The sequence below is a fragment of the Methylobacterium sp. HMF5984 genome (assembly GCF_045033435.1).
In the GTDB taxonomy this organism is placed as follows: domain Bacteria; phylum Pseudomonadota; class Alphaproteobacteria; order Rhizobiales; family Beijerinckiaceae; genus Methylobacterium.
The window spans coordinates 4,227,993-4,254,250 of the sequence record NZ_JBJFLN010000001.1; the positions used below are offsets into that span (position 1 = coordinate 4,227,993).

The window sequence follows — 26,258 nt, forward strand, 5'->3', positions numbered from 1 at the left end:
ATGCTCGATCGCATCGGACCCATGCACCACCTGCCCAGAGCGGACATCGACGAAGTCTTGCGGAGGAATTCCGTCGATTGGTCTCGCCTCGTCGATGCGCGCATGTTCATCACCGGGGGGACCGGGTTCTTCGGTCGTTGGCTGATCGCGGTTCTCTCGGCGGCCGATGCCGCCTTCGCGCTGAATTTGAAGATCACCCTTCTCACCCGAAACGTCGCATCGGCGCAGCGCCGTATCCCAGGGCATGAGAAAGTGTCTTGGCTTGAGGGCGATGTACGCAGCTTTCCTCTTCCGCCAGGGCAATTCGACTATCTCATCCACGCGGCGACCGATTCCAGCCAGGCGGGACAACGCGATCCAGACGGCCTGACTGCGCAGGTCGTGAATGGAACGCGGAGGGTGATCGACTTTGCACGGCAGGCCGGCGTTCATCGGTGTCTCTATGTGAGTTCCGGTGCCGTCTACGGTCGTCAGCCTTCGCAGCTCGAAGCGATGGCGGAGACGTGCCCCTGCCGCCCGTCGACCGGCGCCTCCGCAGTCTACGGGCAGGCCAAGCTCGCCGCCGAGGACCTGATGCTGGCGGCCGGGCGGCATCACGATCTCAATGCGGTCGTCGCACGCCCGTTCGCCTGCGTCGGCCCTGGCTTGCCGCTGGACACGCATTTCGCCATCGGCAACTTCATCCGGGACGCCCTGCGCGGCGGCGATGTCGTCGTCGCGAGCGATGGCCGGCCGTTACGATCCTACCTGTATGCGGCAGATCTCGCGGACTGGCTGCTCACCTTGCTGGTGCGTGGCGATGCCGGACAGGTCTACAACGTCGGCTCGGATCGGGCGATCAGTATCGCCGACCTCGCAGGCCTCGTGTCGTCCCTGGTCTCGCCAACGGGCCGGATCGTCATCGAAAGCCCGGTGGTGGGCGGCTCGAGCGCGCATCGGTACATACCGTCGATCGAGAAGGCCCGACTCGGCCTGGGCCTCGATGCCTGGACGTCCCTCGAGAGCGCGATCTGCAAGACCGTCGATGATGCGCGTCTGCGGGGCGCATTCTGAACGCCTCACGCATCGTGGACATCCAGAAGGAACTTTCGGAAGAAGGGTTCTGGCACAAGGCGGTGAGGCGCCGATCGCATGTCGCGTTCGCCGTTTCGATCGCGTGCGGTGGGACCTAGCCCGAGGGACGCTCCTGAGGCGCGGCCCAGCGCCGCCACATCTGGCGGAACGCACCTTCGACATCGGCGGCCAAGGTCGCATGGCTCATGTGCGGACTGCGGGCCAAGCGGCCGCGCAGGTCTCGGCGCACCGCTCGGAGCCGGTCCGGGTCCAGTGCCAGCGTGGCTGCGATGTCGATGTACGCCGCGGTGCTGCGACCTGAGAGTTCCGGCAGGCCGAGGATGGCCAGGGCAGAGCATCCCATCCGGGACACGACGTGCTCGCCTTCGAGGGCGATGAACGGCACGCCCATCCATAGCGCGTCGAAGCTCGTCGTTCCTCCATTGTAGGGAAACGGATCGAGGGCGATGTCGATCCGATTGTAGAGGACGTAGCGATTGCTGGGCGAGCGATGGATCAGGATCACGCGGTCGAGCGGGAGACCGAGGCGCTGCAGCCTCGCCCTCACCTGCGCACCGACATCCGGATCATCGACGTCGGCAATCTCCAGCAGCAGCCTCGATCCCGGAACCCGCAGGAGAATGTCGCGCCAGGCCACGAGCGCCGGGTCGCTCACCTTGGTGTAGCGGTTCACGCATCCGAAGGTGATGTAGCCGGCGTCTTCAGAAGGCGGACGACCTGAAAGCGGCAGGTCGGCCGCGGGAGCCTGATAGCAGGCCACCACGTGAGGCAGGCGCCAGAGCGTCTCGACGCTGACATCATCGCCGGTCCCGTCCGGCTCGATGAAGATATCCGTGAACCGATAATCGATCGCCGCCATGCCGGTCGTTCCGGGATAGCCGATCCAGCCGACCTGGATCGGGGCGGGCTTGCGGGCGAAGACGAGGATGCGGTTCTCGGCCGTGTGGCCGGACAGGTCGACGAGGATGTCGATCGCCTCCGCCTCGATCAGGTCGGCCGCCTCGTCGTCGGTGAGGCCGCACAGGCAGTGCCAGTGGGCGAAGCTCGCCTTGAGGCGCTCCGTCGCCGCATCCTCGTTCACCGTGTTGGAGAAGGCGAAGGTCTCGATCCGCGTCGTATCGAACCGGTGCAGCGCAGGCTCGAAGAAGTAGTTGACCGCGTGCTCGCGGAAATCGCCCGAGACGAAACCGACCCGCAGGCGGCGCTCGGGATCGCGATCGTTCGCGAAGGGGCGGCGGCGCAGCAGCGGATCCGCGAACCGATGGCCGAAGGCCTGGGCGTCGGCGAAGCGTTCCTCGGCGGTATAGTCGGCGGAGTACAGCTTGGTGAACAGGCGGTTGCTGTGGACGAAGGATAGGCTCGGGTCGATCCGCAGCGCCTCGTCGTAGGCGGCGATAGCCTCGTCGAGCAGGCCCATGTCCATCAGGGCGCTTCCGCGGTTGCTGTGGGCTTGCGCGAAGTCGGGGCAAAGCCGAAGCGCCTCGTCGAAGCGGTCGATCGCGTCGCGGAGGCGGCCCTGCTTGCGCAGGGCGACCCCGAAGTTGCTGAAGGTGTTCGGGTTGTTCGGATCGATCTCGATCGATCGGTCGAAGCAGGCATTCGCCTCGCCGTAGCGTCCCTGGCGCGCGAGGATCGTGCCGAGGTTGCCCTTGATCACCGGCGCGTCGTCGTCGAGGGAGACGGCGATCTGCAGGAGGTCAACGGCGAGGGTCAGGCGGTTCGTCTGCGCGGCGATGCTGCCGGCCATGTGGAGCGCTTCGACGTGGCCCTCGTCGAGCATCACGATCATGTCGATCAGCGGCTCGGCGTCCTTGAACAGCCGGTCCTCGTAATGCTGGTGCGCTTCGGTGAACAGGTTGGCGATCAGCGCCGTCAGCGTCGCCTGGGTCTCGGCATCGGCGAAGCGCTTCTCGCGGAAGCGCTCGAGCACGGAGCGGGCGTCGCCGACCCGGCGGGCGCCGAGCAGGGCGGTGGCGAGCGAGAGCCAGTAATGCGGCTGGTCCGGTCCGGCTTTCAGGGCCGCCGCGAAATGCGGCACCGCCAGCGCGACGCGATCGGTCTGGCTCGCGATGATGCCGAGCTTGTAGTTGGCTTCGGCGTTCTGCGGGTCGGCATCCAGCACCCGGCGATACTGCCGCTCGGCCGCCGTGAGCCGTCCGGCGCGCTGCTGGAGCGAGGCATCCTTCAGCAGCCTCGCGGTCGTGGATCGTCGCTGGGACGCGACCGGCAGGTCGCGATGATTCGTGCGTAGGGCCATGATGCCTCCCCCGCGCGACTGTCGCGTTGCGATGGTTAACGAACCGTTCCGGCTTCGCCCCCGATCGCCGCCGGGCCTCATGCATGAAAAAAGGCCGGGGCGATGCCCCGGCCTCGCTCCGAACGCGCGTGGGCGCAGCCTACCGCAGGAGCTGGAGGATGCCCTGCTGCGCTGTGTTGGCCAGCGAGAGGGCCGAGATGCCGAGCGACTGGCGGGTCGACAGGGCCTGGGAGTTCGCGGCCTCCTCGTTGAGGTCGGCATCGGTGAGCTTGGAGGCGCCGGTGTCGAGCACGTTCTGGAGGTTCTTGGTGAAGTCCTGACGGTTCTGCACCACCGACAGGTTCGAGCCGAAGGTCGAGGCCTGCGAGCGCAGGGTCGAGGACGCGTTCGTCAGGCTGGTGAGCGTGGTCTTCACGTCGTCGTCGATCAGGAAGTTGCCCTGACCGTTCGAGGACGCGCCGGAGTTGCCGGTGATCTGCGTCAAGAGCAGGCCGCCCGAGGTGGCGTCGACGCCCTGGACGTCGAGGTTCGAGGTGTCCTTCTCGTTGAAGGCGATGTGCAGCTTGTTCGTGGCCGCGCTGCTCGACAGCAAGTTGGTGCCGTTGAAGCTGGCATCCTTGGCGAGCTGGTCGATCTGCGTCAGCAGGCTGTTGTATTGCTTGGCGAGCGCAGCCCGCTCCTTGACGCCGGTCACCGTGAGATCCGAGCTCTGCCCGACGGTGGAGACGGCGCCGTATTGCGGGCCCGAGTTGGCGACGCCGCTGGTGAAGCCGAGGTTGGTCTGGTCGGCCGCCGCCGAGAACTCGATGTCGGCGCTGCCGCTGAGGACGATCTTCGTGCCAGCGGTATCCTTGCTGAAGGCGTTGCCCGCCCCCTTGGCGCTGACGGCGGCGTTCAGCGCGGTGATCGCCGCATCGATGGTGCCGCTGGCGGGGATCGTCGCGGAGACGGCCGTGCCGTTCACCTCGAGGTTGATCGTCGTGGACGAAGCCGAGACCGAGTAGGGATTCTTGGCCGTTCCGCTGGTGTTGAGCTGCGTGGCGAGCGCCTGGTTGGCGGTCGACTTGGCCGAGTCCACGAGCTTCTGGATCGAGGTCAGGCCCTGGTTGGCCGCCTGGATCGTCTGCACGCCGTTCGAGATGCTGTCGAGCAGGGTGCCGAGGTCCGAGGAGCGGTTCGACAGGCTCTGCGCGGTGAAGAAATTGACCGGATTGTCGAGGGCCGAGGAGACCTTCTTGCCGGTGGAGAGACGGTTCTGCGTCGTCGACGAGAGCGCCGCCGTATCCTGCAGCGAGAGCAGGTTCTGGCGCGTGGCGGCAGAGAGCGTGACTTCCGAGGACATGGGACGATCCGTCTTGCTTAGGCGATGTTAGGGTTAACTAAGCACGCCGTTTCTTGCATTCCGGTTAACGAAATCTGGCATCTGAGCCGGACGCGCGCACGATTAGGAAGGATCGACGATCGAAGACGCATCGCGGACGGAAAATGAAAAGCGGCCGGGGCGATGCCCCGGCCGCTTCGTCGCGTCTTGATGGTGGGCGGTGCTTAGCGGAGGAGCTGAAGCACGCCCTGCTGGGCCTGGTTGGCCAGCGAGAGGGCCGAGATGCCGAGCGACTGGCGGGTCGACAGCGCCTGGGAGTTCGCGGCCTCCTCGTTGAGGTCGGCATCGGTGAGCTTGGAGGCGCCGGTGTCGAGCACGTTCTGGAGGTTCTTGGTGAAGTCCTGGCGGTTCTGCACCACCGACAGGTTCGAGCCGAAGGTCGAGGCCTGCGAGCGCAGGGTCGAGGACGCGCTCGTCAGGCTGCCGAGCGTCGCCGTGACGTCGCTGTCGAGCAGGAAGTTGCCCTGACCGTTCGAGGACGCGCCGGAGTTGCCGGTGATCTGCGTCAAGAGCAGGCCGCCCGAGGTGGCGTCGACGCCCTGGACGTCGAGGTTCGAGGTGTCCTTCTCGTTGAACGAGATGTGCAGCTTGTTCGTGGCCGCGCTGCTCGACAGCAGGTTGGTGCCGTTGAAGCTCGAGTCCTTCGCGAGCTGGTCGATCTGCGTCAGCAGGCTGTTGTACTGTTTGGCCAGAGCGGTCCGCTCCTTGACGCCGGTCACCGTGAGATCCGAGCTCTGCCCGACGGTGGAGACGGCGCCGTATTGCGGGCCCGAGTTGGCGACGCCGCTGGCGAAGCCGAGGTTGGTCTGGTCGGCCGCCGCCGAGAACTCGATGTCGGCGCTGCCGTTGAGGACGATCTTCGTGCCCGTGGAGTCCTTGCTGAAGGCGTTGCCCGCCCCCTTGGTGTTGACGGCGGCGTTCAGCGCGGTGATCGCCGCATCGATGGTGCCGCTGGCGGGGATCGTCGCGGTGGCGGCCGTGCCGTTCACCTCGAGGTTGATCGTCGTGGACGAAGCCGAGACCGAGTACTGGTTCTTCGCCGTTCCGCTGGTGGTGATCTGCGTCGCGAGCGCCTGGTTGGCGGTCGACTTGGCCGAGTCCACGAGCTTCTGGATCGAGGTCAGGCCCTGGTTGGCCGCCTGGATCGTCTGCACACCGTTGGAGATGCTGTCGAGCAGGGTGCCGAGGTCCGAGGAGCGGTTCGACAGGCTCTGCGCGGTGAAGAAGTTGACCGGGTTGTCGAGGGCCGAGGAGACCTTCTTGCCGGTGGAGAGGCGGTTCTGGGTGGTCGAGGACAAGGACGCCGTATCCTGCAGCGAAAGCAGGTTCTGGCGGGTAGCAGCGGTGAGAGAGACGCCGGACATGAGGTGAGATCCATATTTGATCAGAAGACCGGCTTTCTGCCGGCCTCACGAAGAAACATGTCGCCACCTACCGACGCGTTAAATCGACCGGTCGAATCCGGCATATCGCGGGTGTGCAGGGCGTATTGCGCCCGATTACGCGATGAGAGTTCAAACAACATTAACAGATCGTGTCGATGGTCGTGGCGTCTCTAGAATGGAGTTGCCGGCATGGCCCTACGCATCGAGCTGAAGCCCGCGGAGCGACTGATCATCAACGGAGCGCTGATCCGCAACGGCGATCGGCGGTCGGTCTTCCTCGTCGAGACCCAGTGCAAGTTCCTGCGCGAGAGCGAGATCATCCGCGAGGCGGACGCCGACACGCCGTGCAAGAAGCTCTGCGTGACCCTGCAGGTGATCTATCTCGCCGACGATCCGGCGGAGGCGGAGAACCTGTTCGTGATGCAGTCGACCGAGATCCTGAAGACGATCCCGGGCGCGGCCCCGTATCTCGTGGCGATCCACGACGCGGTCGCGGCCAAGCAGTACCACCTGGCGATCAAGACCGGGCGGAAGCTCATCGCCTACGAGGAGGAGCTGGCCGCCTGAGGGCGTCCGCCCGAGCGAGGCGTCGCGCAGCGCGACGCCTCGGGGGCCAGGTCCGCCGCGCGACGCGGGCGCCGGCCGGGCCGTCCGCTCACGTCACTCGCCGATGCCGAACAGCTTCTCGATGAAGTTGCGGTCGTCCGAGTCGCGGGCCGCCGGACGGCGGGCCGCATTCGGGCGGGGCGCCGGCGCCGGGGGCTCGCCGAAGATCTGGCCGAGGATGTTGCCCGGGCTCGGCGCGCTCGCCACCGAGGCAGTCGTTTCGGGCGCCTTGCGCCAGCGGTTGAGGCCGGGCAACGGCACCGGCGTCTGGCCCTTCAGCGCGACGCTCATGTAGGACTTCCAGATCTCGACCGGCAGGTTGCCGCCGGACGCCTTCTTGGTCGGCTCGCCGTCGTCGTTGCCGAGCCAGATCCCGGTGACGAGGCTGCCGGAATAGCCGATGAACCAGGCATCGCGGAAATCCTGGCTGGTGCCGGTCTTGCCGGCGAGGTCCCAGCCCGGGATGTCGCCCTTCTTGGCGGTGCCGATCACGAAGGTCTCGTGCATCATCGCGTTCATCATGCCGACGGCGTTCGGATCGATGACCCGGCCGAGGCCGCCCTCCCCGCGCTTGTACAGCACCTTGCCGTCGGCAGCCTTCACGCCGGCGACGACGTAGGGGATCACGCCGGTGCCGCCGTTGGCGAAGGCGCTGTAGGCGCCGACCATCTCCAGCGGCGTCACCTCGGAGGTGCCGAGCGCGATCGAGCCGTTGGCCTGCAGCGCCGAGGTGATGCCGAGGCGCTGCGCGGTCTGCACCACCGCCTTGGCGCCGACCTCCTGGCCGAGGCGCACCGCGACGGTGTTGAGCGACAGGGCGAGCGCGGTCCGCAGCGTGACCGGGCCCTCGTACTGGTGCGAGTAGTTCTCCGGCTGCCAGTTGCCGATCTTGATCGGCGCGTCCTCCTTCACCGTGTCCGGCGTCGCGCCGCGCTCGACCGCGGCGAGGTAGACGAACGGCTTGAACGAGGAGCCGGGCTGGCGCTTGGCGGTGGTGGCCCGGTTGAACTGGCTCTGCGCGTAGTCGCGCCCGCCGATCAGCGCGCGGATCGCGCCGTCCGGCCGCATCGAGACCAGCGCGCCCTGGCCGACGTTGTAGCGGCCGCCCTTGGCGTTCAGCTCGTCGACGAGCGCCTTCTCGGCGGTCGCCTGAAGGTTGGTGTCGACCGTAGTCTGCACGACGATGTCGCCCTCGATCGTGCCGACGAAGTCGTCGAGCACGTCCATCACGAGGTCGGCGACGTAGTTCGCCGAGCCGCCGCCGCGGGTGCTCGCCGGCCGGGCCGGCTGGGCGAGCGCCACCTTCGCGTCCTGGGCGGTGATGAAGCCGAGCTCCTGCATGGCCGCGACCACCTGGGCGGCGCGCGCCTGGGCCGCCGGCAGGTTGCGGTTCGGCGCCAGCCGCGAGGGCGCCTGGACGAGGCCGCCGAGCATCGCGGCTTCCGCGACGCTGACGGTCTTGGCCGGCTTGCCGAAGTAGCGCTGCGCCGCCGCCTCGACGCCGTAGGCGCCGGCGCCGAAGTAGACCCGGTTCAGGTAGAGCTCGAGCAGCTCGTCCTTGCTGTACTTGTGCTCGAGCCACAGGGCGAGGATCGCCTCCTGGATCTTGCGCGAGGCCGACCGCTCGGGCGTCAGGAACAGGTTCTTGGCGAGCTGCTGCGTCAGGGTCGAGCCGCCCTGGGCGACGCCGCGGCGCGTCAGGTTCTGGCCGATGGCGCGCAGGATGCCGACCGGGTCGACGCCGAAATGGCTGTAAAAGCGCCGGTCCTCGATCGCCACGAAGGCGCGCGGCAGGTAGCTCGGCAGCTCCTTGATGCCGACGACGCGACCGCCGGTCTCGCCGCGGTTGGCGAGCAGCGAGCCGTCGGAAGCGAGAATCGCGATGTTCGGCGGGCGCTTGGGCACCGCGAGCTGGTCGATCGGCGGAAGCTGGGAGGCATGGTAGGCGATCAGGCCGGCGATCCCGACCACCGCCCACAGGCCGAGCACCCAGCCGGCGTAGACCACACGCCCGAGCAGCGAGCGCCGCCGGACCTTCTTCGACGAAGCGCCACGCCGCGCGCCGCCCTTGGCGGCCGGCTTCGCCCGGCGGCTGCCCGCGTCCTCGCTGTCTCGGCTTCTGCTGGCCACGCCGCCTCCCGGGCGATCGGCCCGCGACAGGCGAAGGTCCGCGCCGCCCCGACCCGCGCCGCGCCCCTCGGGCACGTCGAAGTTCGGTTCGCCCCGGCCGTCCCGTCCGCGTCCGTTCGCCATGCGTCCCGTCTGTCCTGAGGCCCGTCCGAGATGCCCTGCGAAGGCGGTGCGGCGGCGATCGTCGGAGGCCCGGTTCCGCACGGTAAATGCGGCGGGTTTAAGGGATGTTAACCGCCGATTTTCAGAACCCGTTGACGATCAGGGACTTGGCGTTCGCGCTCCGCGATGCGGCCCAGCGTCGCCGAGTTCATGGGGTTTTTGGCGCCGGACGCGGCTTTTGCTAAGCGATTGCGCGCAAGATGCGCTCCGCCTTCGACCTTGGGGTGATGCCATGAGCGACAATCGACGCAGCACCCCGCGCAAGGACGCCTTCCAGGTCGCGAGCCTGATCGCGGACGAATGCGGGGAGCCCTGCGAATGCCTGGTCTGGGACGTCTCCGAGACCGGCGCGCAGATCGAGGTCGCGGCCGAGATCGTCGCCCCCGATCGGTTCACGCTGCGGGTGACCGCTTACGAGCCGCCGCGGCGCTGTCGCGTCGTCCGGCGCGAGGGCCGGCGGCTGGGAGTACGGTTCGAAGGCTGAGACGGACCGCGAAACCGGCGCGCGCCGGCTCAGGCCGGCTGCAGCGCCGGAGCGGGGTCCTGCCGGGCCCTCGCGATGCGGAACGCCTTCGGGCGGGCGAACAGGAAGCGGAGGGCGGTGCCGCGCACCGCGCGCTCGAGCGCCAGCGGCACGATCACGGCGACGACCATCACCGTCAGGCTGGCGAGGCCGACATCGTCGATCAGCCCGACCTTGACCAGCAGCGTCCGCGTGACCGCCATCGGCAGGAAGAACGCGAGGTAGATCACGATCGAGCGTTGCCCGCAGGCGCGCAACGCCGCGGTGACCGGCCCCCCGGCCGACGTCAGCAGGGCGGCGCCGGCGACGATGGCGAGCGCGCCGGCGCCGCCGAGGATCAGGCTGACCAGCGGCAGGCTGGCGAGCGTCGGGTACCCCGGCAGCTGCGAGGGCGTGAAGGCGAGCCACGCCTCGATCCCCGCCCAGAGCATCAGCCCGGCACAGGCCGCCCCCGGGTGGCGCGCGACCCGGTCGGCCAAGGCGAAGATGCGCCCGGCGAACAGGTATCCGGCCACGAAGTAGACGTAGCGGGCGCAGAATTCCTCCGCGAGATAGGAAGGGGTCGCGATCGGCACGACCTGCAGCAGGGCGGCGCCGGCCAGGAGCACCGCCGCCGGCACGCGGCGCAGCAGCTTGGTCACCACCGAGAACACCGCGAGCAGGTAGATGAACCACAGCGTCGCGTACGGCTCGATCAGCGTGTGGACGAGATGGGCCGCGAAGGCGCCGGGCCCGGCCTCGCCGACGATCGCCGGATACTTCGCGAGCGACTGGACGACGACCCAGAGGCCGTAGAAGTAGGCGAAGTGGACGACACGCCGGTCGGCGAACAAGCGCCAGTCGCGGTCGATCACCCGGCCGACGAACAGGCCCGACAGCAGGAAGAAGTCCGGGATCCGGAACGGCTTCGCGAAGCTCACCACCGTGTGGAGGAAACCCTCGCCGTCCATCGCCTCGCCGGTGCCGAGGGTGGAATGCATCATCACCACGAGGAGGATGCAGATGCCCTTGGCGACGTCGACCCAGGCGAGACGCATCGCATCCCCCGGCCCCGCCGTGCCCGCCGCCCCCGCCATCACCGCCTCCGCCCGGTCGCCCCGTCGGCGCAACCCTTGGGCGGGATGCGTAAAGGCCGCCTGAGCCCCGCAGCGCCATCGCGCGGCATGGCGAACGCGGGGTGAATCCGCTCCGGGGCCCGGCGTCAGCTCTTGCGCTTGGCCGAGCGACGGTCCCGCGTCATCCGCGTGGCAGCGTGGAAGTCGTCGGGCTTTGTCCGCACCCAGGCGATGAAGCGCGCGATCTCCGGCTCGGCGCGGAGCGCGCTGACGTCGGCGAGGCGCCGGGCGAGCTCGGCTTCGCTGTGCCGGGCATGGATCGCCGAGTGGCAGACCTGGTGCAGCCGCACGGTGGTGCCGTGGGTGCCGCCCTTCAGCTTCGGCACGAGGTGATGCAGGCTCGAGCGGGCGCGGGGCGGGATCGGGCGCTCGCAGAGCGGGCAGATCACCGGCTCGGGGCTGCGCGCCTGCGTCTCGGGATCGTCCTCGCGCCAGCGCCGCTCGCGTCGCCCCACCGCCTCGCCTCCGTTCGCATCGGGTCCGACCGGCGATATGGGATTGCGGGAAAACCGCGGCGCGGCGTCAAGGCGTCGCTGCGGCGAGCGCCGGGCAGCCCGGCCGGACGCGGTCGCCGAACAGGGTTTCGGCCAGGCGATCGCGGGTTCCGAGCACCGAGACGTGGTCGCCGGCGACCGCCTCGAAGCGGGCGCTCGCGCCCGCCGCGATGGCGAGGCGGCGCCCGAGCTTCACCGGCACGACGCCGTCCGCCGTGCCGTGGACGATCAGCACCGGCCCGCCGGCCCGCGCGATGCGCGCATCGGAGCGCCAGGTATCGCGCAGGAGGAATGTCGGCGCGTAGGGGAAGGCGAGGCGCACGATGCCGGGCAGCGAATCGAACGGCGCCTCGAGGTAGAGCCCGAGATGCGGCACCCGCTCCGCCACGGCGACCGCGACCGCGGCGCCGAGGGAATGACCGTGCAGCATGATGGGCGCGCCGGGCGCCCGCCGCGCGGCCTCGGCGACGGCCGCGAGCCCGTCGGCGATCAGCCCCTCCTCCGTCGGCGTGCCGGTCGATCCGGGAAAGCCGCGATAGGCGATCGCCAGCACGCCCCATCCGGCGCCGGACCAGGGCGCGGCGGCGAAGCGCACGGCCGCGGTCTCGGGGCGCGAGCCGTTGCCGTGGAAGCTGACCACGACGCCGCAGCCGGGGCGCGGCGCCCGCCACAGGGCATGCAGGCGCTCGTCGTCGGCGGTGACGAGCGAGATCGCTTCGGTGCCCGGCGGCACCGGCAGGCGTGCGCGCGGGCCGGCGATGAAGGCGCCCGGGTAGATGAGGTTGCGCTGGAAGACGGCCAGCGCGGCGATGGGGCCGCCGAAGACGATGGCGGCCGCCGCCAGGACGAGCAGGATGCGCATGGGTCTCCGCCGGGTCTCGCGGGCGGACCCTAACCGTTCCGCGGCGACGCCGGCAGCCGTCCGTCCCGGCATGGTCTGCCGCACGCATTGACAAAGTCCGGCGGCACGCGGAGATTCGAACCATTCCGAGGGGGGCCCCGCAACCGGGGGCTGAGAGTGGACGCGACGTCCTGACCCTTGAACCTGATCCGGCTCGTACCGGCGGAGGGACGGGAACCTGCGGCGCCGATCCCGGCGTCTGCCGCTTCATCGCATCTCCATCGACGCGTGCCGGGTCGCCCCAAAGCCGGGAGACCCACTCGATGAACGCGCCCGTCCTGTCCAAAGACGTCAAGGGAAGTCCCGAGACCGTGACCACGGGTCCGGTGACCGGCTCGCGCAAGGTCTACGCGAGCGTGGCCGGCCGGGAGGACATCCGGGTGCCGTTCCGCGAGATCGTGCTGACCGACCCGAACGAGCCGGCGGTGCGGGTCTATGACCCGTCCGGCCCCTACACCGAGACCGACGCCCGCATCGACCTCGCCAAGGGCCTGCCGACCCTGCGCGACCCGTGGATCGCCAAGCGCGACTACGCCGCCGTGCAGCCGCGCATCGTGAAGCCCGAGGACAACGGCTTCGTGCCGGCCGACAAGCTGGTGGCCCCCTGCCCCGCCGAGCGGACGATCCGCAAGGCCGGCCCGGGCCAGATGGTGACGCAGTACGAGTTCGCCCGCGCCGGGATCGTCACCGAGGAGATGATCTTCGTCGCCCACCGCGAGAACCTGTGCCGCGAGCAGATGCTCGACCGGGCGCACGCGGCGCTCGCCGATGGCGAGAGCTTCGGCGCCTCGGTGCCGCCGTTCATCACGCCCGAGTTCGTGCGCGACGAGGTCGCCCGCGGCCGGGCGATCATCCCGGCCAACATCAACCACACCGAGCTGGAGCCGATGGCGATCGGCCGGAACTTCCTGGTGAAGATCAACGCCAACATCGGCAACTCGGCCGTCACCTCGTCGGCGGCGGAAGAGGTGGAGAAGCTGGTCTGGTCGATCCGCTGGGGCGCCGACACGGTGATGGACCTGTCGACCGGCCGCAACATCCACAACATCCGCTCGTGGATCATCCGCAACTCGCCGGTTCCGATCGGCACGGTGCCGATCTACCAGGCGCTCGAGAAGGTCGGCGGCGATCCGCTCAAGCTCGACTGGGAGGTGTTCAAGGACACGCTCATCGAGCAGGCCGAGCAGGGCATCGACTACTTCACGATCCATGCCGGCGTCCGCCTCGCCCACGTGCCGCTCACCGCGCGGCGCGTCACCGGCATCGTGTCGCGCGGCGGCTCGATCATGGCGCGCTGGTGCCTGGCCGGGCACCGCGAATCGTTCCTCTACGAGCGCTTCGAGGAGATCTGCGACATCTGCCGCGCCTACGACGTCTCGTTCTCGCTCGGCGACGGCCTCCGCCCCGGCTCGATCGCCGACGCGAACGACGCAGCGCAGTTCGCCGAGCTCGAGACGCTGGGCGAGCTGACCAAGATCGCCTGGAACAAGGGCTGCCAGACGATGATCGAGGGGCCGGGCCACGTGCCGATGCACAAGGTCAAGGTCAACATGGAGAAGCAGCTCGCCGAGTGCGGCGAGGCGCCGTTCTACACTCTCGGCCCGCTGACCACCGACATCGCGCCGGGCTACGACCACATCACCTCCGGCATCGGCGCGGCGATGATCGGCTGGTTCGGCTGCGCGATGCTCTGCTACGTCACGCCCAAGGAGCATCTCGGGCTGCCCAACCGCGACGACGTGAAGACCGGCGTCATCACCTACAAGATCGCCGCCCACGCCGCGGATCTGGCCAAGGGCCACCCGGCGGCGCAGCTGCGCGACGACGCCCTGTCGAAGGCCCGCTTCGACTTCCGGTGGGAGGACCAGTTCAACCTCGGCCTCGACCCGGACACGGCGCGCGCCTACCACGACGAGACCCTGCCCAAGGACGCCCACAAGGTCGCGCATTTCTGCTCGATGTGCGGGCCGAAGTTCTGCTCGATGAAGATCACGCAGGACCTGCGCGCCGAGGTGCTGGCGATGGAGGCCGCCGGCGAGGTGCTCAACACAGCGCCGATCCTCACCAGCGCCGAGCGCGAGGCCGGGATGGCGGAGAAGTCGCGCGAGTTCCTGGCCGAGGGCGGCAAGCTCTACGTCGACGCCGCCGAGTGACGGCGCCACACTGGGACGCATGACCGAGCGCTCCGCCCCCGCCCGCCGACAGGCGCGCGGGGGCGGATCGCTTCCAAGGCCTCGCATCCGCTCGACCGGGCCCCGGGAACGCGGCGCATGCCGGGGCGAACCGTTAAAATTCGATCCGCGTCGTTGCCTGATTCTTCAGGATGATCCCGCTCAGTCGGGTACCGGGGCGAAGTCTTAAGATACGATTCACGCGCCGCACGGCTTCTGGTCTCATGCCGCAACGGGACCCGTAGAGGTGCGCGATGAGTACCTTCGAAGTGACACCCCCGACGCCGACGCGCCTGAGCGCACCGCCCGTCGTCCAGCCTGCCAGACTCATCGAGGCGGCGGCTCCGGTGGCGCTCGATCCGGCCGTTCGCGTCGACATCGGCAGAAGCGATCGCAGCGGCGCTGCGGTCTCCGATGACGGACGGTCGCGCGGCGACGCCGCGTCGGATCGGACCAACGACGAGCGGCGCATCACCATCGACCGGGATACGAAGAGCGTCGTGTATCAGGTGCTCGACCCCGGCACCGGTGCGGTGCTGGTCCAGCTTCCGGACGTGTCGGTGCTGCGGTCGCGCGCCTACGCCGAGGCTCAGGCGGAGCGCAGGACGGCCGATAAGCCCGTCGATCGCGAAGCGTGAGCGGTGCCTCCGCCGGTCGTGACGCCGAGCGGAACGAAAGGGCCGGGGCTGTGCGCCTCGGCCCTTTTTTGCGTTGCTATGCCTTTCGAGACCGGGTCGCCGAAGCCGAGGCGACGGGACGCGCCGCGTCCCGTGCCCGGTCGCGTCCGCCGGTCCGGCGCGGCCTACGAGGAGCGCAGGCCGGCGGCGATCTGCTGGTTGATGTTGATCAGCGCCGAGAGCTTGTCGGCGCCCGGCTCGATCAGCGTGTCGATGATCCGCCGGAACACGAAGACCGAGAGCTGGCCGATGTTGTTCTTGATCGCGATCGGAAGCGGGCTCTCGGGCGCCGTCGCGGCGCCCGCCAGGAGCGTCCAGACCTTCTGATTGAAGTTCAGCGCCTTGTTCAGGTTGGCGGACTGGTTGGTCCAGTCGTCCTTGACCATCTGAAGCTGCTGGGCCGCCTTGATCAGCACGGCGGCTTCCGCCTCGCGCGGGCTGAGGACGCTGTTCGCGGTTCTCGTGTAGGCGTTGGCGGCGAAACTCATCGGTCTGACGCTCCACCCGCAGGCCGGCGGGCACGGGGTGGGGTTATGGCAGCGCGCGCCTTAACATAGGGTAAGCGCCGCGGACGAGAATTGCATCGGCCGCCCGAGCGATTGTTCAAGCACAGCGTCGGCCGGACGGCGCCGCAGCGGAACGATCGACTGTATTCGATCGTCCCTATCATGATCCAGCCTAAGGATCACGCAGCCCGCTTCTTGCCCTTCTTCTCGCGCCCCTGCCCCGGCGCGCTCTTGCCGGCGCGGGAGCGGTCGAGGACGAACTTCGCGTAGTCGTCCATGTCGCCGGGAAACGGCTTCACGGTGTTGTCAGCCGCGAGCCAGAGGCGGTCGGCCACGAGCTCCATCAGCGAGCGGTCGTGGGTGATGAGGATGACGGCGCCCTCGTAGTCGTTCAGCGCGTCGAGCAGCGCCCGGCGACTGTCGATGTCCAAGTGGTTGGTGGGCTCGTCGAGGATCAGCAGGTGGGGCGCCCGCATCGCCACGAGGTTCAGCAGCAGCCGCGCCCGCTCGCCGCCCGACAGCGCATCGACCGTCGTCTCCTGCTTCTCGTAGGCGAGGCCGAAGCTCGCAAGCTTGCCTCGGCGGGCCGACTCGCCGTCCTCGGGCCGCTCGCGGCGGATGATGGCCAGCGGCGTATCCTTCGGGTCCATCGCCTCGATCTGGTGTTGGTGGAACCAGCCGACCTGCACCCGCCCTTCGCGCGTCATCCGCCCCGAGCGGATGTCGAGCGCGCCGGCCGCCATCTTCGCGAAGGTCGACTTGCCGGCGCCGTTGACGCCGAGCAGGCCGATGCGATCGTCGATGTCGAGCGTCAGGTTCAGGCCGCGCAGGATCGCGGGATCGTCGCCGTAGCCGACCTCGACGTCGGTGAGGTGCATCAGCGGCGGCGCCAGCGGGCGCTTCGGCGACGGCAGATGGAACGGCGCGACGTGCTCCTCGATCGTGGTGGCGATCGGCTCGAGCTTGGCCAGGCGCTTGACCCGCGACTGCGCCTGCGCGGCCTTCGAGGCTTTGGCCTTGAAGCGGTCGATGAAGCTCTGCAGGTGGGCGCGCTCGGCGTCCTGCTTGGCCTTGGCTGAGAGCTGGAGCCTCGCCTTCTCGGCGCGGCGCCGCTCGAAGTCGTCGTAGCCGCCGGTGTAGAGCTCGAGCTGCCCGTTGGCGACGTGCAGGATCGCGTCGACGGAGTTGTTCAGCAGCTCGCGGTCGTGGCTGATGATCAGCGCCGAGTGCGGGTAGCGCTTGAGCCGCGCCTCGAGCCAGAGCGCGCCTTCGAGGTCGAGATAGTTCGTCGGCTCGTCGAGCAGCAGCATCTCGGGGGCGGCGAACAGGGCGGCGGCGAGCGCCACCCGCATCCGCCAGCCGCCGGAGAACTCCGACATCGGCCGCTCGAGGTCGGCCACCGAGAAGCCGAGGCCGGCCAGGATCTCGCCGGCGCGGGCGGGCGCCCGGTCGGCGTCGATCTCGATCAGCCGGCCGTAGATCTCGCCCATGCGCTCGGGCTCGGCGGTCTCCAGCTCGGCATAGAGGCCGTCGCGCTCGACGTCGGCCGCGAGGATCGTGTCGATCAGGCTGACCGGCGTCGCCGGGTGCTCCTGGTCGACCGAGCCGATGCGCGCCGTCTTCGGCAGGAACACCGTTCCGGAATCCGGCTGGAACGCACCGAGGATGATCTTGAACAGCGTCGACTTGCCGACGCCGTTGCGGCCGACGATGCCGACCTTGGCCCCCGGCGGGATCGCCACGCTGGCCTTCGTGAAGAAGCGCCGCCCCCACATGTTGAAGGTGAGGTCTTCGATCTGCAGCATGATGGGGGGTCACGGGCCGGGAGCGGGGGCGCTCCCCCACTCCCTACCGCACTGCAGCACGATGTGCGAGCGCGCCGAGGCCTACCGGGTCGCCGCGCTGGCGATCGCCTTGGTCAGCGGCGCGGCCGGCACGGTGCTCTCCCAGAACCGCCCGGTCTTGGCGCGCTCGAAGCCGGCCTCGTAGAGGTTGCGCATGTAGGTGGTGTCGAAGCCGTCCGGCGTCGTCAGCTTGGGGCCGTCCTCGGGAATGTAGGTGAGGTTGAAGCCGACGCCGTTCTCGCGGGCAAAGGCGTAGGTCGCCGCCAGCGTCTGGCGGCTGCGGGCGCGGCTCGCCGTGGTGAACGAGCGCCCGACGATCGCCAGGGTGTTGTTCTGCGCCACGTCGAACTCGGGCTCGAGGCGGCCGTTGATGATCACGTAGATCCGGCCCTTCTGACCAGTCGCGAGGCGCTTGTCGCGCAGCAGCAGTGCCTGCGGCAGGGTGAAGACCGGCGTCACCACCGAGCCGTCGACGTGCAGCTCCTGGAAGGCGCGTCCCTCGGCCTGCACGTCGATGAGCTGGGGCGGGAACACCGCCGGGATGCTGGCCGAGGCGGTGAGAACGTCGCGGAACAGGTCGAGCGCGTTGGGCGCGCCGCTCGCGGCGATGGCGCCCATGTTCCAGATCGTGGCGCGCTGGCTGTCGAGGTTCGTCGTCACCACCAGCAGGCGTCGGCCCTTGGCGTGCTCGGCGGCGATGGCGGCGAGCAGGTCGGTGTTGACGTAGCGCCCGACGAGGTTGCGCAGGCGGCCGTCGCCGAACAGGCCGGAGCCGAACAGCACGTTCACGACGCTCGGGCTCTGCACCAGGGTGCTGGCGATGCCGCTGGTGTAGATGTCGGTGAGGTAGGAATCGTAGGACGAGCCGAGGAAGGCGAACGGCGCGATCAGCGACCCGGTGCTGACGCCGGAGACGAGCGAGAATTCCGGCCGCGTGCCCGAGGCCGACCAGCCGTTCAGCACGCCCGCGCCGTAGGCGCCGTCGCCGCCGCCGCCGGACAGGGCGAGGTAGCTGAAGCCCTGGCGCTTGTTCTGCGGCGTCGACGCCATCTCGGTGAAGGTCTCGACCGAGGCGTCCGAGAACACGCGGGCGCCGGGAATGCCCGGCACGCCCGCGACCGCCGCCTCGGCGGCGGTGTACGGGATCCTCGGCACCGAGGAGCAGGCGGCAAGCTGGGCCGCAACAGCGAGGGCGAGGCACCCGCGCAGCCAACCGTATCGACGCGACATCGTCAAAAAATCCCACGCCCGATCCGGGCCGTCACGGCATGCGAACGAGCTTGACCATACTAGCGTTCCGGCCGGGCGACCGCAACGCGGCCTTGCCGCCGGCGGTGATGCGGCCGGGTCACACCCGGCGCACGGGAACCGCGGTCGTCGCCGCCCGGACAATGGGCGGTGGACAGCCACGGCTCCGCTTCCGCCGGCCTTGCATCGGCGGAGAACGGTCCTGTAGGTTGCCCTCGTCGCCGGATGCCTCAGGGGGGGTATGGCGGCTATGACCAGCGGCGCGCACGACGGGCTTCGGACCGGCCTCGTCCCGACTTTCGGGACCAGCCGGTCAGCGGGGACAGGTCGCGCCCGATCCGCGCCTTGACTGCGGGGGACCGGGGCAGTCCGCGGGTCTAGATCGGGAGGGGCGAGACCATGGACACAATCTTGAGTTGGACGGACGAGCGCGTGACGCTGCTGCGCCAGCTGTGGGAAGACGGCCAGAGCGCGAGCAAGATCGCGGCGCAGCTCGGCGGCGTCACCCGCAACGCGGTGATCGGCAAGGTGCACCGGCTCGGCCTCTCGGGCCGCGTGATCAAGCCGGCCGAGGACGTCGCGGCCGCCCGGCGCAAGCCGGCGCAGGAAGTCGAGATCGAGACGGCGATCGCGGTGGTCGAGGCCGAGGCTCCCGAGCCGGTGGCGATCCTCGCGCACCGGCCCGCGCCGGACTTTCCGGTTCCGGCCGCCGCGCCCGAGCCGGTGGCGCTCGCCGCCTCGCAGCGCGTGACGATCATGGATCTGCGCGAATCGATGTGCCGCTGGCCCATCGGCGACCCGACCACGCCGGAATTCGGGTTCTGCGGCGCCCGCTCGATCACCGGGCTGCCCTATTGCACGCATCACGCCCAGATCGCCTACCAGCCGGCGGCCGAGCGCAAGCGCGACCGCCGCGTGGCCGGCTTCCGCTAAGGCTTTCAAGGGCCGAGCAGGTCGATCAGGTAGGGGATCAGCGGTTCGTCGGCCGGCGGCATCGCGAGCTCGCGCAGGTCGCGCGGGCGCACCCACTTGATCGCCTGGCCCTCGAGCGGGCGCGGCGTGCCGTTCCAGCGCCGGCAGACGTAGAGCGGCATCAGCAGGTGGAAGTCCGGATAGGCGTGGCTCGCGAAGGTGAGCGGCGCCAGGCACGGCTCCTCCACCCGGATGTCGATCTCCTCGGCCAGCTCGCGGATCAGCGTCGCCTCGGGGCGCTCGCCCGCCTCCACCTTGCCGCCGGGAAACTCCCACAGGCCGGCCAGCTGCTTGCCGGGCGGCCGCTCGCTCACCAGCACGCGGCCGTCGTGATCGACCAAGGCCACGGCGACCACGAGCAGCAGGCGCACCGGCGCCGTCATGGCGCCGCTCATCGCTCGATCGCGAAGGTGGCGGTGACCTCGGCCGAGCTGCCGATCGTCCCGGCCTCGATCGGCACCCGCTTAGGTGCCGCGGCGGCGCGGCTCGCCTGCATCGCCATCGGGACGGCGGTGCGGCTCGTGGAGAGCGAGCACAAGCCTCCCAGATGCGCGCCGACGGCTTCGGCGAGGGACGCGGCCTGCGTGCGGGCGTTCCTGGCGGCCTCGACCTGCAGGGCCGCCTCGACCCGGTCGGGATCGGTCAGACCGAAGCCGATGGAGTCGATCCGGTTGGCGCCTGCCTCCAGCGCCCGCCGCAGCAGGTCGCCGAGACGGCCCATGTCGGCGAGGCGCACGGTCACGCGGTTCGACGCCCGGTAGCCGTCGGGCTCGTCCTGACTGGTGCCGTTCGGCCTAGTGACGGTGCGCGTGGCCGGCTCAAGCACCACCGCGGCGGTCCCGACGTCGCCGGCCGGAATGCCGAGATCGCGTCCGAGGGCGACGATGCCCGCGACCCCCTTCGAGGTCACGTCCAGGGCCGCCGCGGCGTTGCCCGCCCGGGCCTCGACGCCGATCGTCACCTCGGCGAAGTCGGGGGCCTGTATCGCGTGCGCCCGCCCGGTCACGCTGATGCCGCGGCGGCAGGCCTCGTCTTCGGCGCGCGCCGGCAACGACGCGACGACGGGCAGGATCACGGCGGCCCAGGCCAGAAGCGCGCGGTCGCGGCCCTTCACGAGCGGTAATCCCCGTTGATCTCGATGTAGCCCTTGGTCAGGTCGCAGGTCCAGACCCGCGCCATGCCCGTTCCGAGCCCGAGATCGACGCGGACGGTGACGTCGGATTCGCGCATCACGGCGCTCGCGGCATCCTCGCTGTAATCCGGGTCGCGGGCGCCGGCCACCGCCACGCGCACGTCGCCGAACCAGATCGCGAGGCGGTCGCGGTCGGCGGGCTCGCCGGCCTTGCCGACGGCCATCACCACGCGGCCCCAATTGGCGTCCTCGCCCGCGACCGCCGTCTTCACCAGCGGCGAGTTGGCGATCGACATCGCGATGCGATGGGCGGAGGCGTCGCTCTCGGCACCGCCGACCTCGACGGTGACGAACTTGCGGGCGCCCTCGCCGTCCTTGGCCACGAGCTGCGCCAGCTCGATCAGGAGGTCGTTTAGCGCCGCGCGGAAGCCCGCGAGCCGCGGGTCGGCGGCGTCCGCGACCGGCGCGGTCGCCGCCTTGCCGGTGGCGAACAGCATCAGCGTGTCGGAGGTCGAGGTGTCGCCGTCGACCGTCACGCAGTTGAAGCTCTTGCCCGTGCCTTCCGCCAGCATCGCCTGCAGCACCGGCTGCGGCAGCGCCGCGTCGGTGAAGACGAAGGCCAGCATCGTCGCCATGTCCGGCGCGATCATCCCGGCGCCCTTGGCGATGCCGTTGATCGTGACCGCGACCCCGTCGATCTCGGCGGTCCGCGTCGCGCATTTCGGGAAGGTGTCGGTGGTCATGATCGCGCGGGCGGCGGCCTCCCAGGCCTCGGCGCCCGGCACCAAGCGCCCGGCGCAATCGGCGAGCACGCCCTCGAACTTGGTGGCGTCCAGCGGCTCGCCGATGACGCCGGTGGAGGCGATGAACACCTCGGTCTCGGCGCAGCCGGCCGCAGCGGCCGCGATCCGTGCCGTGAGCGCGACCGCATCCCGGCCGCGCGATCCCGTGAACGCATTGGCGTTTCCGGAGTTCACGACCAGCACGCGCGCCGCGCCACCGGCGAGCGCCTCGCGGCACCAGTCGACCGGCGCCGACGGGCAGCGCGACCGGGTGAACACGCCGGCGGCGGCGGTGCCGGCGTCGAGGCCGACATAGAGCACGTCGGTGCGGCCGGAATAGCGGATCCCGGCCTGCGCGGTGGCGAGGGCGACGCCGCGGATCGGGGGCAGCGCCGGCGTCGAGGCCGGCGCGAGGGGGGAGACGGGGGGCGATTTTGCGGACGACATCGAAACCATCTCCGTGCGCTCGCGGCGTCGCCCGCGACGCGGCCCTGTTGCCCCGCCAGCCCGGCCTCGGTCAACCGCCTGCCCGATCCCGGCGCATGCCTGCTTCCTGGGCGGGTGCGCTCAGAAATACGGCGCAAACGCGGCGTGGGGCTTGCGCGACCGCTGCTTCCCGGCCTAGCATGCTGCGATGCAACGCGAACGCCGAGTCGAACGCGGAATGCCGCAACCCACCAGCGGAACGACGCTCGTGAGCCCGACCCAGCCCACAGGGGGCTGCTACGGGATCCAGGTTCTCGTCGCCGGCCGGCAGAAGCGCTGGCGTGACGAGGTCTCCAATCAGGTCCGCCGCGCGGGCTTCCAGGCGACGGCCTGCGACAGCGGCGTCGACGCCCTCACCGTCCTCGTCCTCGGCCTTCCGGTCGACGTGCTGGTCGCCGATGTCGGGCTCGAAGGCGCGCTCTGCTGCTCGCGGCTCGCTGTCGAGGCCCGCGCCCTGCGCCCGGGCCTGCGCATCGTCCTGGCCAGCGATCTCTACGAGGAGATGTCGGGCGATGCCTCGCACCTCCTCCCCGACGCTATCCTGATCCCGCGCGACCTGCGCAACGGCTCCGTCGCGAGCACCGTGCGCGAAGCCCTGGCGAACCGGCCCGCCTGACGCGCCGTCACGGCCACAGCACGTAGGCGATCAGCGCGAGGTTGCTCCAGCCGTGGAGCGCGATGCACGGCCAGAGCCGGCCGGTGCGCCAGCGCAGCCAGCCCAGCATCAGCGCCAGCGGCGCCAGCGAGACCGGGCGGGCGAATCCCCAGGCCGAGACGTGCGCCATCGCGAACAGCAAAGCCGTGACGAGGATCGTCGCGGCCGGCGGCAGGAAGCGGCGGGCGGCGGCGAAGCCCTCCCCGCGCATCAGCATCTCCTCGGCGGCGGGCGCCAGCACCACGACGTAGCCGAGCCACGCCGCCACGGCGGCCGGGCTCAGCATCGGCGACAGGCGAACGCCGTTGCCGAAGGCCGCGCCGAACGCCTCCGCGGTGCCGGTGACCCAGGCGATGTGCACGGCCGGCCACAGCAGCAGGATCAGCAGCAGCGTGCGCGGCCGCATCCCGTTCGGCCGCTCGCGATCGAGGGCGAGCCTTCTGCGCCACCCGGTGCCGTCGCGGCGCAGGGCGACCGCGACGACGAGGCCGGCGAGGAAGACCTGCCGCAGCACGTCGACGGCGAGCTCGCGGCGGGCGAGCTCGGTGGCGCCGAGATAGGGCCGCCGCGCCGCGTCGAGGAACGGATCGATCCCGGCGAGCAGGTCGGCGCCGACCCGGACTGCGGCCAGCGCCATCAGGCTCGCCGCCGCGAGGTAGAGCAGGAGCATCCCGGCCAGCACGACCAGGTTCACGCCGAGGCGGCCGGCCGAGACCCATCGGCGGTCCGGTTCGGACGGTGCGGCGGCTTCGATGGGCGGGACACCATGATCGGGCTTCAAAACCGTGGCGATCCCCACTATGTTCTTCTCACCGGTCGAAAGGCCGGAACGGCGACGAACGGTCTTCGCGACGCGCCGGTCACTTCGAACCTATCGGATCCGTTCCGTTCGCCGTAGCCCCCCGCCCTCGGACACGATGGCGCTGCCGGGCGGGACGGCCGGACGGGTCCGCCGGCGCGGTGGTCGGCAGCCTGACGCGGTTCCGCGCGTCGGCCGCTCGATACCCGGCCTCCGGCGACGGAAGCCGCCTTCCTTCCTCATCCGATTTGGTGCGCGTCCCGCGCGACAGGTCGTCGGGCAGACCGCACAGAGCGACCGCAGATGGCAGACGACCTGATCCGCTACGATCTCCTGGTTCAGGACGCCCTCCGCGGCGTCGTGCGCAAGGTGCTCACCGACGCCGCCCGCGAGGGCTTGGCGGGGGAGCACCACTTCTACGTCTCCTTCCGCACCGAAGCCCCGGGCGTGCGGATGTCCCAGGCCCTGCGCGAGAAGTACCCGCAGGACATGACGATCGTCCTGCAGCACCAGTTCTGGGACCTCGGCGTCACCGAGCACAGCTTCGAGGTCGGGCTGTCCTTCTCCGGCGTTCCCGAGCGGCTGCTGGTGCCGTTTGATGCGCTGTCGGGGTTCTTCGATCCGTCCGTGCAGTTCGGCCTGAAGTTCGACCTCAACGAGACGGCGGAGGCCTCCGGCGAGGAGCCCGCGCCGAGCAACGCGAAGGCCGGCCCGCGCGGCGCGGCCTCCGAGCCGACCGAGATGAAGCCCAAATCGGTGACGCCCGGCACCGGCCTGGCGGCGATCGGCAGCACCGCGCCGAAGACCATCCCCGCCCTCCCCGCCGCGCAGAACGGCGGCAAGGCGGACGAGAAGGAGCCGCGCGTCGCGGCCAAGGCGGCGAAGAAGGACGCCGACGGCAACGAGGCCAGCGCCGAGGTCGTCAGCCTCGACGCGTTCCGAAAGAAGAGCTGAGGCTCAACGCTTCGCCAGTCAGCCCTCGTCCCGAGGTCTCCGCGCGATCGGGCGTCGGACGGGGCGTCGGGACGATCGCGCGGCCTCCGGCGGGCGCCTTCGAGGCTTCCGCGTCCCCAAGGCCTCTCGGGATGCGGACCCGAACGGCCGGCCCCACGACCACGAAAAAAGGCCGGGGCCTGCTCGGCCCCGGCCTTTCCTCAGAGCGGCGACATCGATCCTTCGACCGACGTCCCGTTTTGTTGGTCGGAGTAGCAGGACTTGAACCTGCGACCCCCTGTCCCCCAGACAGGTGCGCTACCGGGCTGCGCTATACTCCGTCACGTCCGCTCTCGCGTCGGCATGCCGTTGGGCCGCCGACACCCCGAAGGGTCCGCGGGTCTTAGCTTTCCGCTCCGGGGCACGCAAGCCCCGTTCCGGCGCTTCGCCGAAACAGGGTGGGGTGTCGCACCGATCCCGACGCCCCTTGCGCGAGGCGGGCCGGATCGGACACGAGACCGCGTGCGGTCTGGCGCAGCGAGGCGGGCGGTGGCGGTCTATTTCACGAGCGATACGCATTTCGGCGACCCGCGCATCCTGCGGCTCGACCGCCGGCCGTTTCCCGACCTCGCCGCGCACGATGCCGCGCTGATCGCGACGTGGAATCGCGTCGTCGCGCCCGACGACACCGTCTGGCATCTCGGAGACTTCGCCCTCGGGCCGCCGCGGGAGCGGGTCCACGCGATCCTCGCCGGCCTGAACGGAGAGAAGCACCTGATCGTCGGCAACAACGACGGGCCCGATACGCTCGATGCGCCGGGTTGGACCTCGATCGCGCATTATGCCGAGATCGCGGTGGACGGCCGCGGCCTGGTGCTGTGCCACTACGCCTTCCGCACCTGGAACGGCATCGGCCGCGGCGTTCTCAATCTGCACGGCCATTCGCACGGGCAGCTCCGTACCGCGCCCAAGCAGTACGACGTCGGCGTCGACGCGCAGGGCTTCGCGCCGGTCGACCTCGCCGCGATCCTGGTTTCGCGCCGCGGCCGCAGCGCAGCGAAAGCGGAACCATCGGCCTAGCTCCGCCGTTGAGCGCACGTAACCGGGGGTTGAACGACACCGGTCGAATACTTTGCCTCTTCCAGCGTACCGCTCGCGTGATTGTCTTCACGGTGGCCCATGACCCGAACCAAGACCACGATACTGGCCGCGTTCGGCCTCGTTCTCTGCCTCGGCCCGGCATTCGCCGCGCCCTCCTGCTTCGAAGGCCGCGCCAAGGTCGATGAGGCGTCCGCCCTCCGCTACCAGGCCCGTCAGGAAGCCCGCCTCGGCAACCACGATCGGGTCTGCGACACCCTCGACGAGATTGGGGACCGCTACAACGAGGCCCGCGATGCCTTCGAGGATTGCGGTGCCGGCGTCGTCGCGATCGATCTTCGCACCGAGCTGCGAAACCTTCGCATCGCCAAGCAAGTCAACCGCTGCGACTAACCGGGTGCGCGTTCGCACCGCAAAGCTTCTCCGTTCCGAGCATCGTCCCATCGAACGCGACGCAGCACGTCGCCGACAAGGCCAGCCGTCATGACCACCGAAACCCAGACCTTCACCGCCGCCACCGGCCCGTCCTTCGCCGCCGCCCTGTGCGGCTTCCTCAGCACCACGGCGGCCACGACGATCCTGATGTTCCTGTTGAGCAGCGTCTGAGCCGAGGCTCGCTAGCGAATGCGCACCGTCGGCCATCGCCGTTGGGTCAGGGCGCGACCGACCAGAACCGGCGCTTGTTGAACAGCATGTCCTGCGTTCCGATCGTCGGCCCCACCGCGGGCGGCGGCGGGCAGATCGGCTCCGGCCGCTGAGGGGCCGCCATCAGCGTGATCGGCGCGGCCGGAAACAGGCCGAGCCGCTGCTGGATCTCCGGGTTCCGCGCCGCCGCGATCGCCGCGATGCCGACGATCAGCGCCCCGGCCACGGCTCCCAGAACGAAGTTCATCATCCCATCAGCTTTCAGCGGTCAGGCCGGCCTGC

At 69.9% G+C, this 26,258-nt stretch carries 26 protein-coding genes, 1 tRNA gene and 1 riboswitch; of the genes, 11 read left to right on the forward strand and 16 right to left on the reverse strand.

Annotation, left to right across the window (positions count from 1 at the left end; translation table 11 throughout):
* Positions 1 to 1,053, forward strand: a complete 1,053-nt coding sequence (locus ACFZ8E_RS20575) for an NAD-dependent epimerase/dehydratase family protein (protein WP_405043669.1) — start codon at positions 1 to 3, stop codon at positions 1,051 to 1,053.
* A gap of 115 nt (positions 1,054 to 1,168) precedes the next feature.
* Here ACFZ8E_RS20575 and ACFZ8E_RS20580 read toward each other — a convergent pair whose 3' ends face one another.
* The 3 genes from ACFZ8E_RS20580 to ACFZ8E_RS20590 all read right to left on the reverse strand — a co-directional run bounded on the left by ACFZ8E_RS20580 (position 1,169) and on the right by ACFZ8E_RS20590 (position 6,076).
* Positions 1,169 to 3,331, reverse strand: coding sequence for a tetratricopeptide repeat protein (locus ACFZ8E_RS20580; RefSeq protein ID WP_405043671.1), 2,163 nt, complete (start codon positions 3,329 to 3,331; stop codon positions 1,169 to 1,171).
* A 139-nt stretch (positions 3,332 to 3,470) separates the two neighbouring features.
* On the reverse strand, positions 3,471 to 4,673 hold the full coding sequence (locus ACFZ8E_RS20585) for a flagellin (RefSeq protein WP_405043672.1): 1,203 nt from the start codon (positions 4,671 to 4,673) through the stop codon (positions 3,471 to 3,473).
* A gap of 203 nt (positions 4,674 to 4,876) precedes the next feature.
* Positions 4,877 to 6,076 carry a flagellin gene (locus ACFZ8E_RS20590; protein ID WP_405043673.1) on the reverse strand — a complete coding sequence of 400 codons (1,200 nt, stop codon included), beginning with the start codon at positions 6,074 to 6,076 and terminating at the stop codon, positions 4,877 to 4,879.
* Positions 6,077 to 6,286: 210 nt separating this feature from the next.
* Here ACFZ8E_RS20590 and ACFZ8E_RS20595 point away from each other — a divergent pair, with 210 nt between their 5' ends.
* Complete coding sequence (locus ACFZ8E_RS20595; RefSeq protein ID WP_147729760.1) at positions 6,287 to 6,664, forward strand: flagellar biosynthesis repressor FlbT; 378 nt, start codon at positions 6,287 to 6,289, stop codon at positions 6,662 to 6,664.
* 93 nt (positions 6,665 to 6,757) lie between these two features.
* Here the strand turns inward: ACFZ8E_RS20595 and ACFZ8E_RS20600 are convergent, their stop codons facing one another.
* Positions 6,758 to 8,956, reverse strand: a complete 2,199-nt coding sequence (locus tag ACFZ8E_RS20600) for a transglycosylase domain-containing protein (RefSeq protein ID WP_244032932.1) — start codon at positions 8,954 to 8,956, stop codon at positions 6,758 to 6,760.
* Positions 8,957 to 9,227: 271 nt separating this feature from the next.
* Here ACFZ8E_RS20600 and ACFZ8E_RS20605 point away from each other — a divergent pair, with 271 nt between their 5' ends.
* Positions 9,228 to 9,479: a PilZ domain-containing protein gene (locus ACFZ8E_RS20605; RefSeq protein ID WP_147729070.1), complete on the forward strand. Its 252-nt coding sequence runs from the start codon at positions 9,228 to 9,230 to the stop codon at positions 9,477 to 9,479.
* Between the two features lie 29 nt (positions 9,480 to 9,508).
* Here the strand turns inward: ACFZ8E_RS20605 and ACFZ8E_RS20610 are convergent, their stop codons facing one another.
* The 3 genes from ACFZ8E_RS20610 to ACFZ8E_RS20620 all read right to left on the reverse strand — a co-directional run bounded on the left by ACFZ8E_RS20610 (position 9,509) and on the right by ACFZ8E_RS20620 (position 11,989).
* Positions 9,509 to 10,594 (reverse strand): acyltransferase family protein, encoded by a 1,086-nt coding sequence (locus ACFZ8E_RS20610; RefSeq protein ID WP_244032930.1) that lies wholly within the window; start codon positions 10,592 to 10,594, stop codon positions 9,509 to 9,511.
* Between the two features lie 125 nt (positions 10,595 to 10,719).
* On the reverse strand, positions 10,720 to 11,088 hold the full coding sequence (locus tag ACFZ8E_RS20615) for an HNH endonuclease (protein ID WP_244032929.1): 369 nt from the start codon (positions 11,086 to 11,088) through the stop codon (positions 10,720 to 10,722).
* Between the two features lie 67 nt (positions 11,089 to 11,155).
* Positions 11,156 to 11,989, reverse strand: a complete 834-nt coding sequence (locus tag ACFZ8E_RS20620; RefSeq protein ID WP_244032928.1) for an alpha/beta hydrolase — start codon at positions 11,987 to 11,989, stop codon at positions 11,156 to 11,158.
* A 118-nt stretch (positions 11,990 to 12,107) separates the two neighbouring features.
* Positions 12,108 to 12,216: riboswitch (TPP riboswitch) on the forward strand.
* A 75-nt stretch (positions 12,217 to 12,291) separates the two neighbouring features.
* Between ACFZ8E_RS20620 and thiC the strand changes: the two genes are divergently transcribed.
* Both thiC and ACFZ8E_RS20630 read left to right on the forward strand, forming a co-directional pair.
* Positions 12,292 to 14,181: a phosphomethylpyrimidine synthase ThiC gene (thiC, locus tag ACFZ8E_RS20625; protein ID WP_405043674.1), complete on the forward strand. Its 1,890-nt coding sequence runs from the start codon at positions 12,292 to 12,294 to the stop codon at positions 14,179 to 14,181.
* 365 nt (positions 14,182 to 14,546) lie between these two features.
* Positions 14,547 to 14,837, forward strand: a complete 291-nt coding sequence (locus ACFZ8E_RS20630; protein WP_147727250.1) for a hypothetical protein — start codon at positions 14,547 to 14,549, stop codon at positions 14,835 to 14,837.
* Positions 14,838 to 15,001: 164 nt separating this feature from the next.
* Here the strand turns inward: ACFZ8E_RS20630 and flaF are convergent, their stop codons facing one another.
* From flaF to ACFZ8E_RS20645, 3 genes are all read right to left on the reverse strand, one after another.
* Positions 15,002 to 15,364, reverse strand: a complete 363-nt coding sequence (flaF, locus tag ACFZ8E_RS20635; RefSeq protein WP_147727251.1) for a flagellar biosynthesis regulator FlaF — start codon at positions 15,362 to 15,364, stop codon at positions 15,002 to 15,004.
* Between the two features lie 197 nt (positions 15,365 to 15,561).
* A complete protein-coding gene (locus ACFZ8E_RS20640) occupies positions 15,562 to 17,187 on the reverse strand; it encodes an ABC-F family ATP-binding cassette domain-containing protein (protein ID WP_147859688.1) in 1,626 nt (541 codons plus the stop codon).
* Between the two features lie 81 nt (positions 17,188 to 17,268).
* Positions 17,269 to 18,456, reverse strand: a complete 1,188-nt coding sequence (locus ACFZ8E_RS20645; RefSeq protein ID WP_244027510.1) for a patatin-like phospholipase family protein — start codon at positions 18,454 to 18,456, stop codon at positions 17,269 to 17,271.
* A 417-nt stretch (positions 18,457 to 18,873) separates the two neighbouring features.
* Here ACFZ8E_RS20645 and ACFZ8E_RS20650 point away from each other — a divergent pair, with 417 nt between their 5' ends.
* Positions 18,874 to 19,407 (forward strand): GcrA family cell cycle regulator, encoded by a 534-nt coding sequence (locus tag ACFZ8E_RS20650; RefSeq protein WP_147842297.1) that lies wholly within the window; start codon positions 18,874 to 18,876, stop codon positions 19,405 to 19,407.
* A gap of 5 nt (positions 19,408 to 19,412) precedes the next feature.
* Here ACFZ8E_RS20650 and ACFZ8E_RS20655 read toward each other — a convergent pair whose 3' ends face one another.
* The 3 genes from ACFZ8E_RS20655 to argJ are packed head-to-tail and all read right to left on the reverse strand — an operon-like array spanning position 19,413 to position 21,807.
* Positions 19,413 to 19,829, reverse strand: coding sequence for a (deoxy)nucleoside triphosphate pyrophosphohydrolase (locus ACFZ8E_RS20655; RefSeq protein WP_147727255.1), 417 nt, complete (start codon positions 19,827 to 19,829; stop codon positions 19,413 to 19,415).
* Between the two features lie 8 nt (positions 19,830 to 19,837).
* Entirely contained in the window at positions 19,838 to 20,560 is a 723-nt protein-coding gene (locus ACFZ8E_RS20660; RefSeq protein ID WP_405043675.1) for an SIMPL domain-containing protein, read from the reverse strand.
* On the reverse strand, positions 20,557 to 21,807 hold the full coding sequence (gene argJ, locus ACFZ8E_RS20665; protein ID WP_405043676.1) for a bifunctional glutamate N-acetyltransferase/amino-acid acetyltransferase ArgJ: 1,251 nt from the start codon (positions 21,805 to 21,807) through the stop codon (positions 20,557 to 20,559). Before argJ ends, ACFZ8E_RS20660 begins: the two co-directional genes overlap by 4 nt.
* A 217-nt stretch (positions 21,808 to 22,024) precedes the next feature.
* On the opposite strand from argJ, the gene ACFZ8E_RS20670 reads away from it, so the two are divergent.
* Positions 22,025 to 22,462, forward strand: a complete 438-nt coding sequence (locus ACFZ8E_RS20670) for a histidine kinase (RefSeq protein ID WP_244027515.1) — start codon at positions 22,025 to 22,027, stop codon at positions 22,460 to 22,462.
* 7 nt (positions 22,463 to 22,469) lie between these two features.
* On the opposite strand, the gene ACFZ8E_RS20675 is transcribed toward ACFZ8E_RS20670, so the two are convergent.
* Complete coding sequence (locus tag ACFZ8E_RS20675) at positions 22,470 to 23,282, reverse strand: CPBP family intramembrane metalloprotease (RefSeq protein WP_279605143.1); 813 nt, start codon at positions 23,280 to 23,282, stop codon at positions 22,470 to 22,472.
* 321 nt (positions 23,283 to 23,603) lie between these two features.
* Here ACFZ8E_RS20675 and ACFZ8E_RS20680 point away from each other — a divergent pair, with 321 nt between their 5' ends.
* On the forward strand, positions 23,604 to 24,254 hold the full coding sequence (locus ACFZ8E_RS20680) for an SspB family protein (protein WP_147729109.1): 651 nt from the start codon (positions 23,604 to 23,606) through the stop codon (positions 24,252 to 24,254).
* Positions 24,255 to 24,497: 243 nt separating this feature from the next.
* Here ACFZ8E_RS20680 and ACFZ8E_RS20685 read toward each other — a convergent pair.
* Positions 24,498 to 24,574, reverse strand: a tRNA-Pro gene (locus ACFZ8E_RS20685).
* A gap of 208 nt (positions 24,575 to 24,782) precedes the next feature.
* Here ACFZ8E_RS20685 and ACFZ8E_RS20690 point away from each other — a divergent pair.
* The 3 genes from ACFZ8E_RS20690 to ACFZ8E_RS20700 all read left to right on the forward strand — a co-directional run bounded on the left by ACFZ8E_RS20690 (position 24,783) and on the right by ACFZ8E_RS20700 (position 25,937).
* Entirely contained in the window at positions 24,783 to 25,313 is a 531-nt protein-coding gene (locus ACFZ8E_RS20690; protein ID WP_147729110.1) for a metallophosphoesterase, read from the forward strand.
* Between the two features lie 99 nt (positions 25,314 to 25,412).
* Entirely contained in the window at positions 25,413 to 25,724 is a 312-nt protein-coding gene (locus ACFZ8E_RS20695; protein ID WP_147842294.1) for a hypothetical protein, read from the forward strand.
* Between the two features lie 90 nt (positions 25,725 to 25,814).
* Complete coding sequence (locus tag ACFZ8E_RS20700) at positions 25,815 to 25,937, forward strand: hypothetical protein (protein WP_279596406.1); 123 nt, start codon at positions 25,815 to 25,817, stop codon at positions 25,935 to 25,937.
* A 46-nt stretch (positions 25,938 to 25,983) separates the two neighbouring features.
* On the opposite strand, the gene ACFZ8E_RS20705 is transcribed toward ACFZ8E_RS20700, so the two are convergent.
* On the reverse strand, positions 25,984 to 26,223 hold the full coding sequence (locus tag ACFZ8E_RS20705; RefSeq protein WP_313898900.1) for a hypothetical protein: 240 nt from the start codon (positions 26,221 to 26,223) through the stop codon (positions 25,984 to 25,986).
* Positions 26,224 to 26,258: the final 35 nt, after the last annotated feature.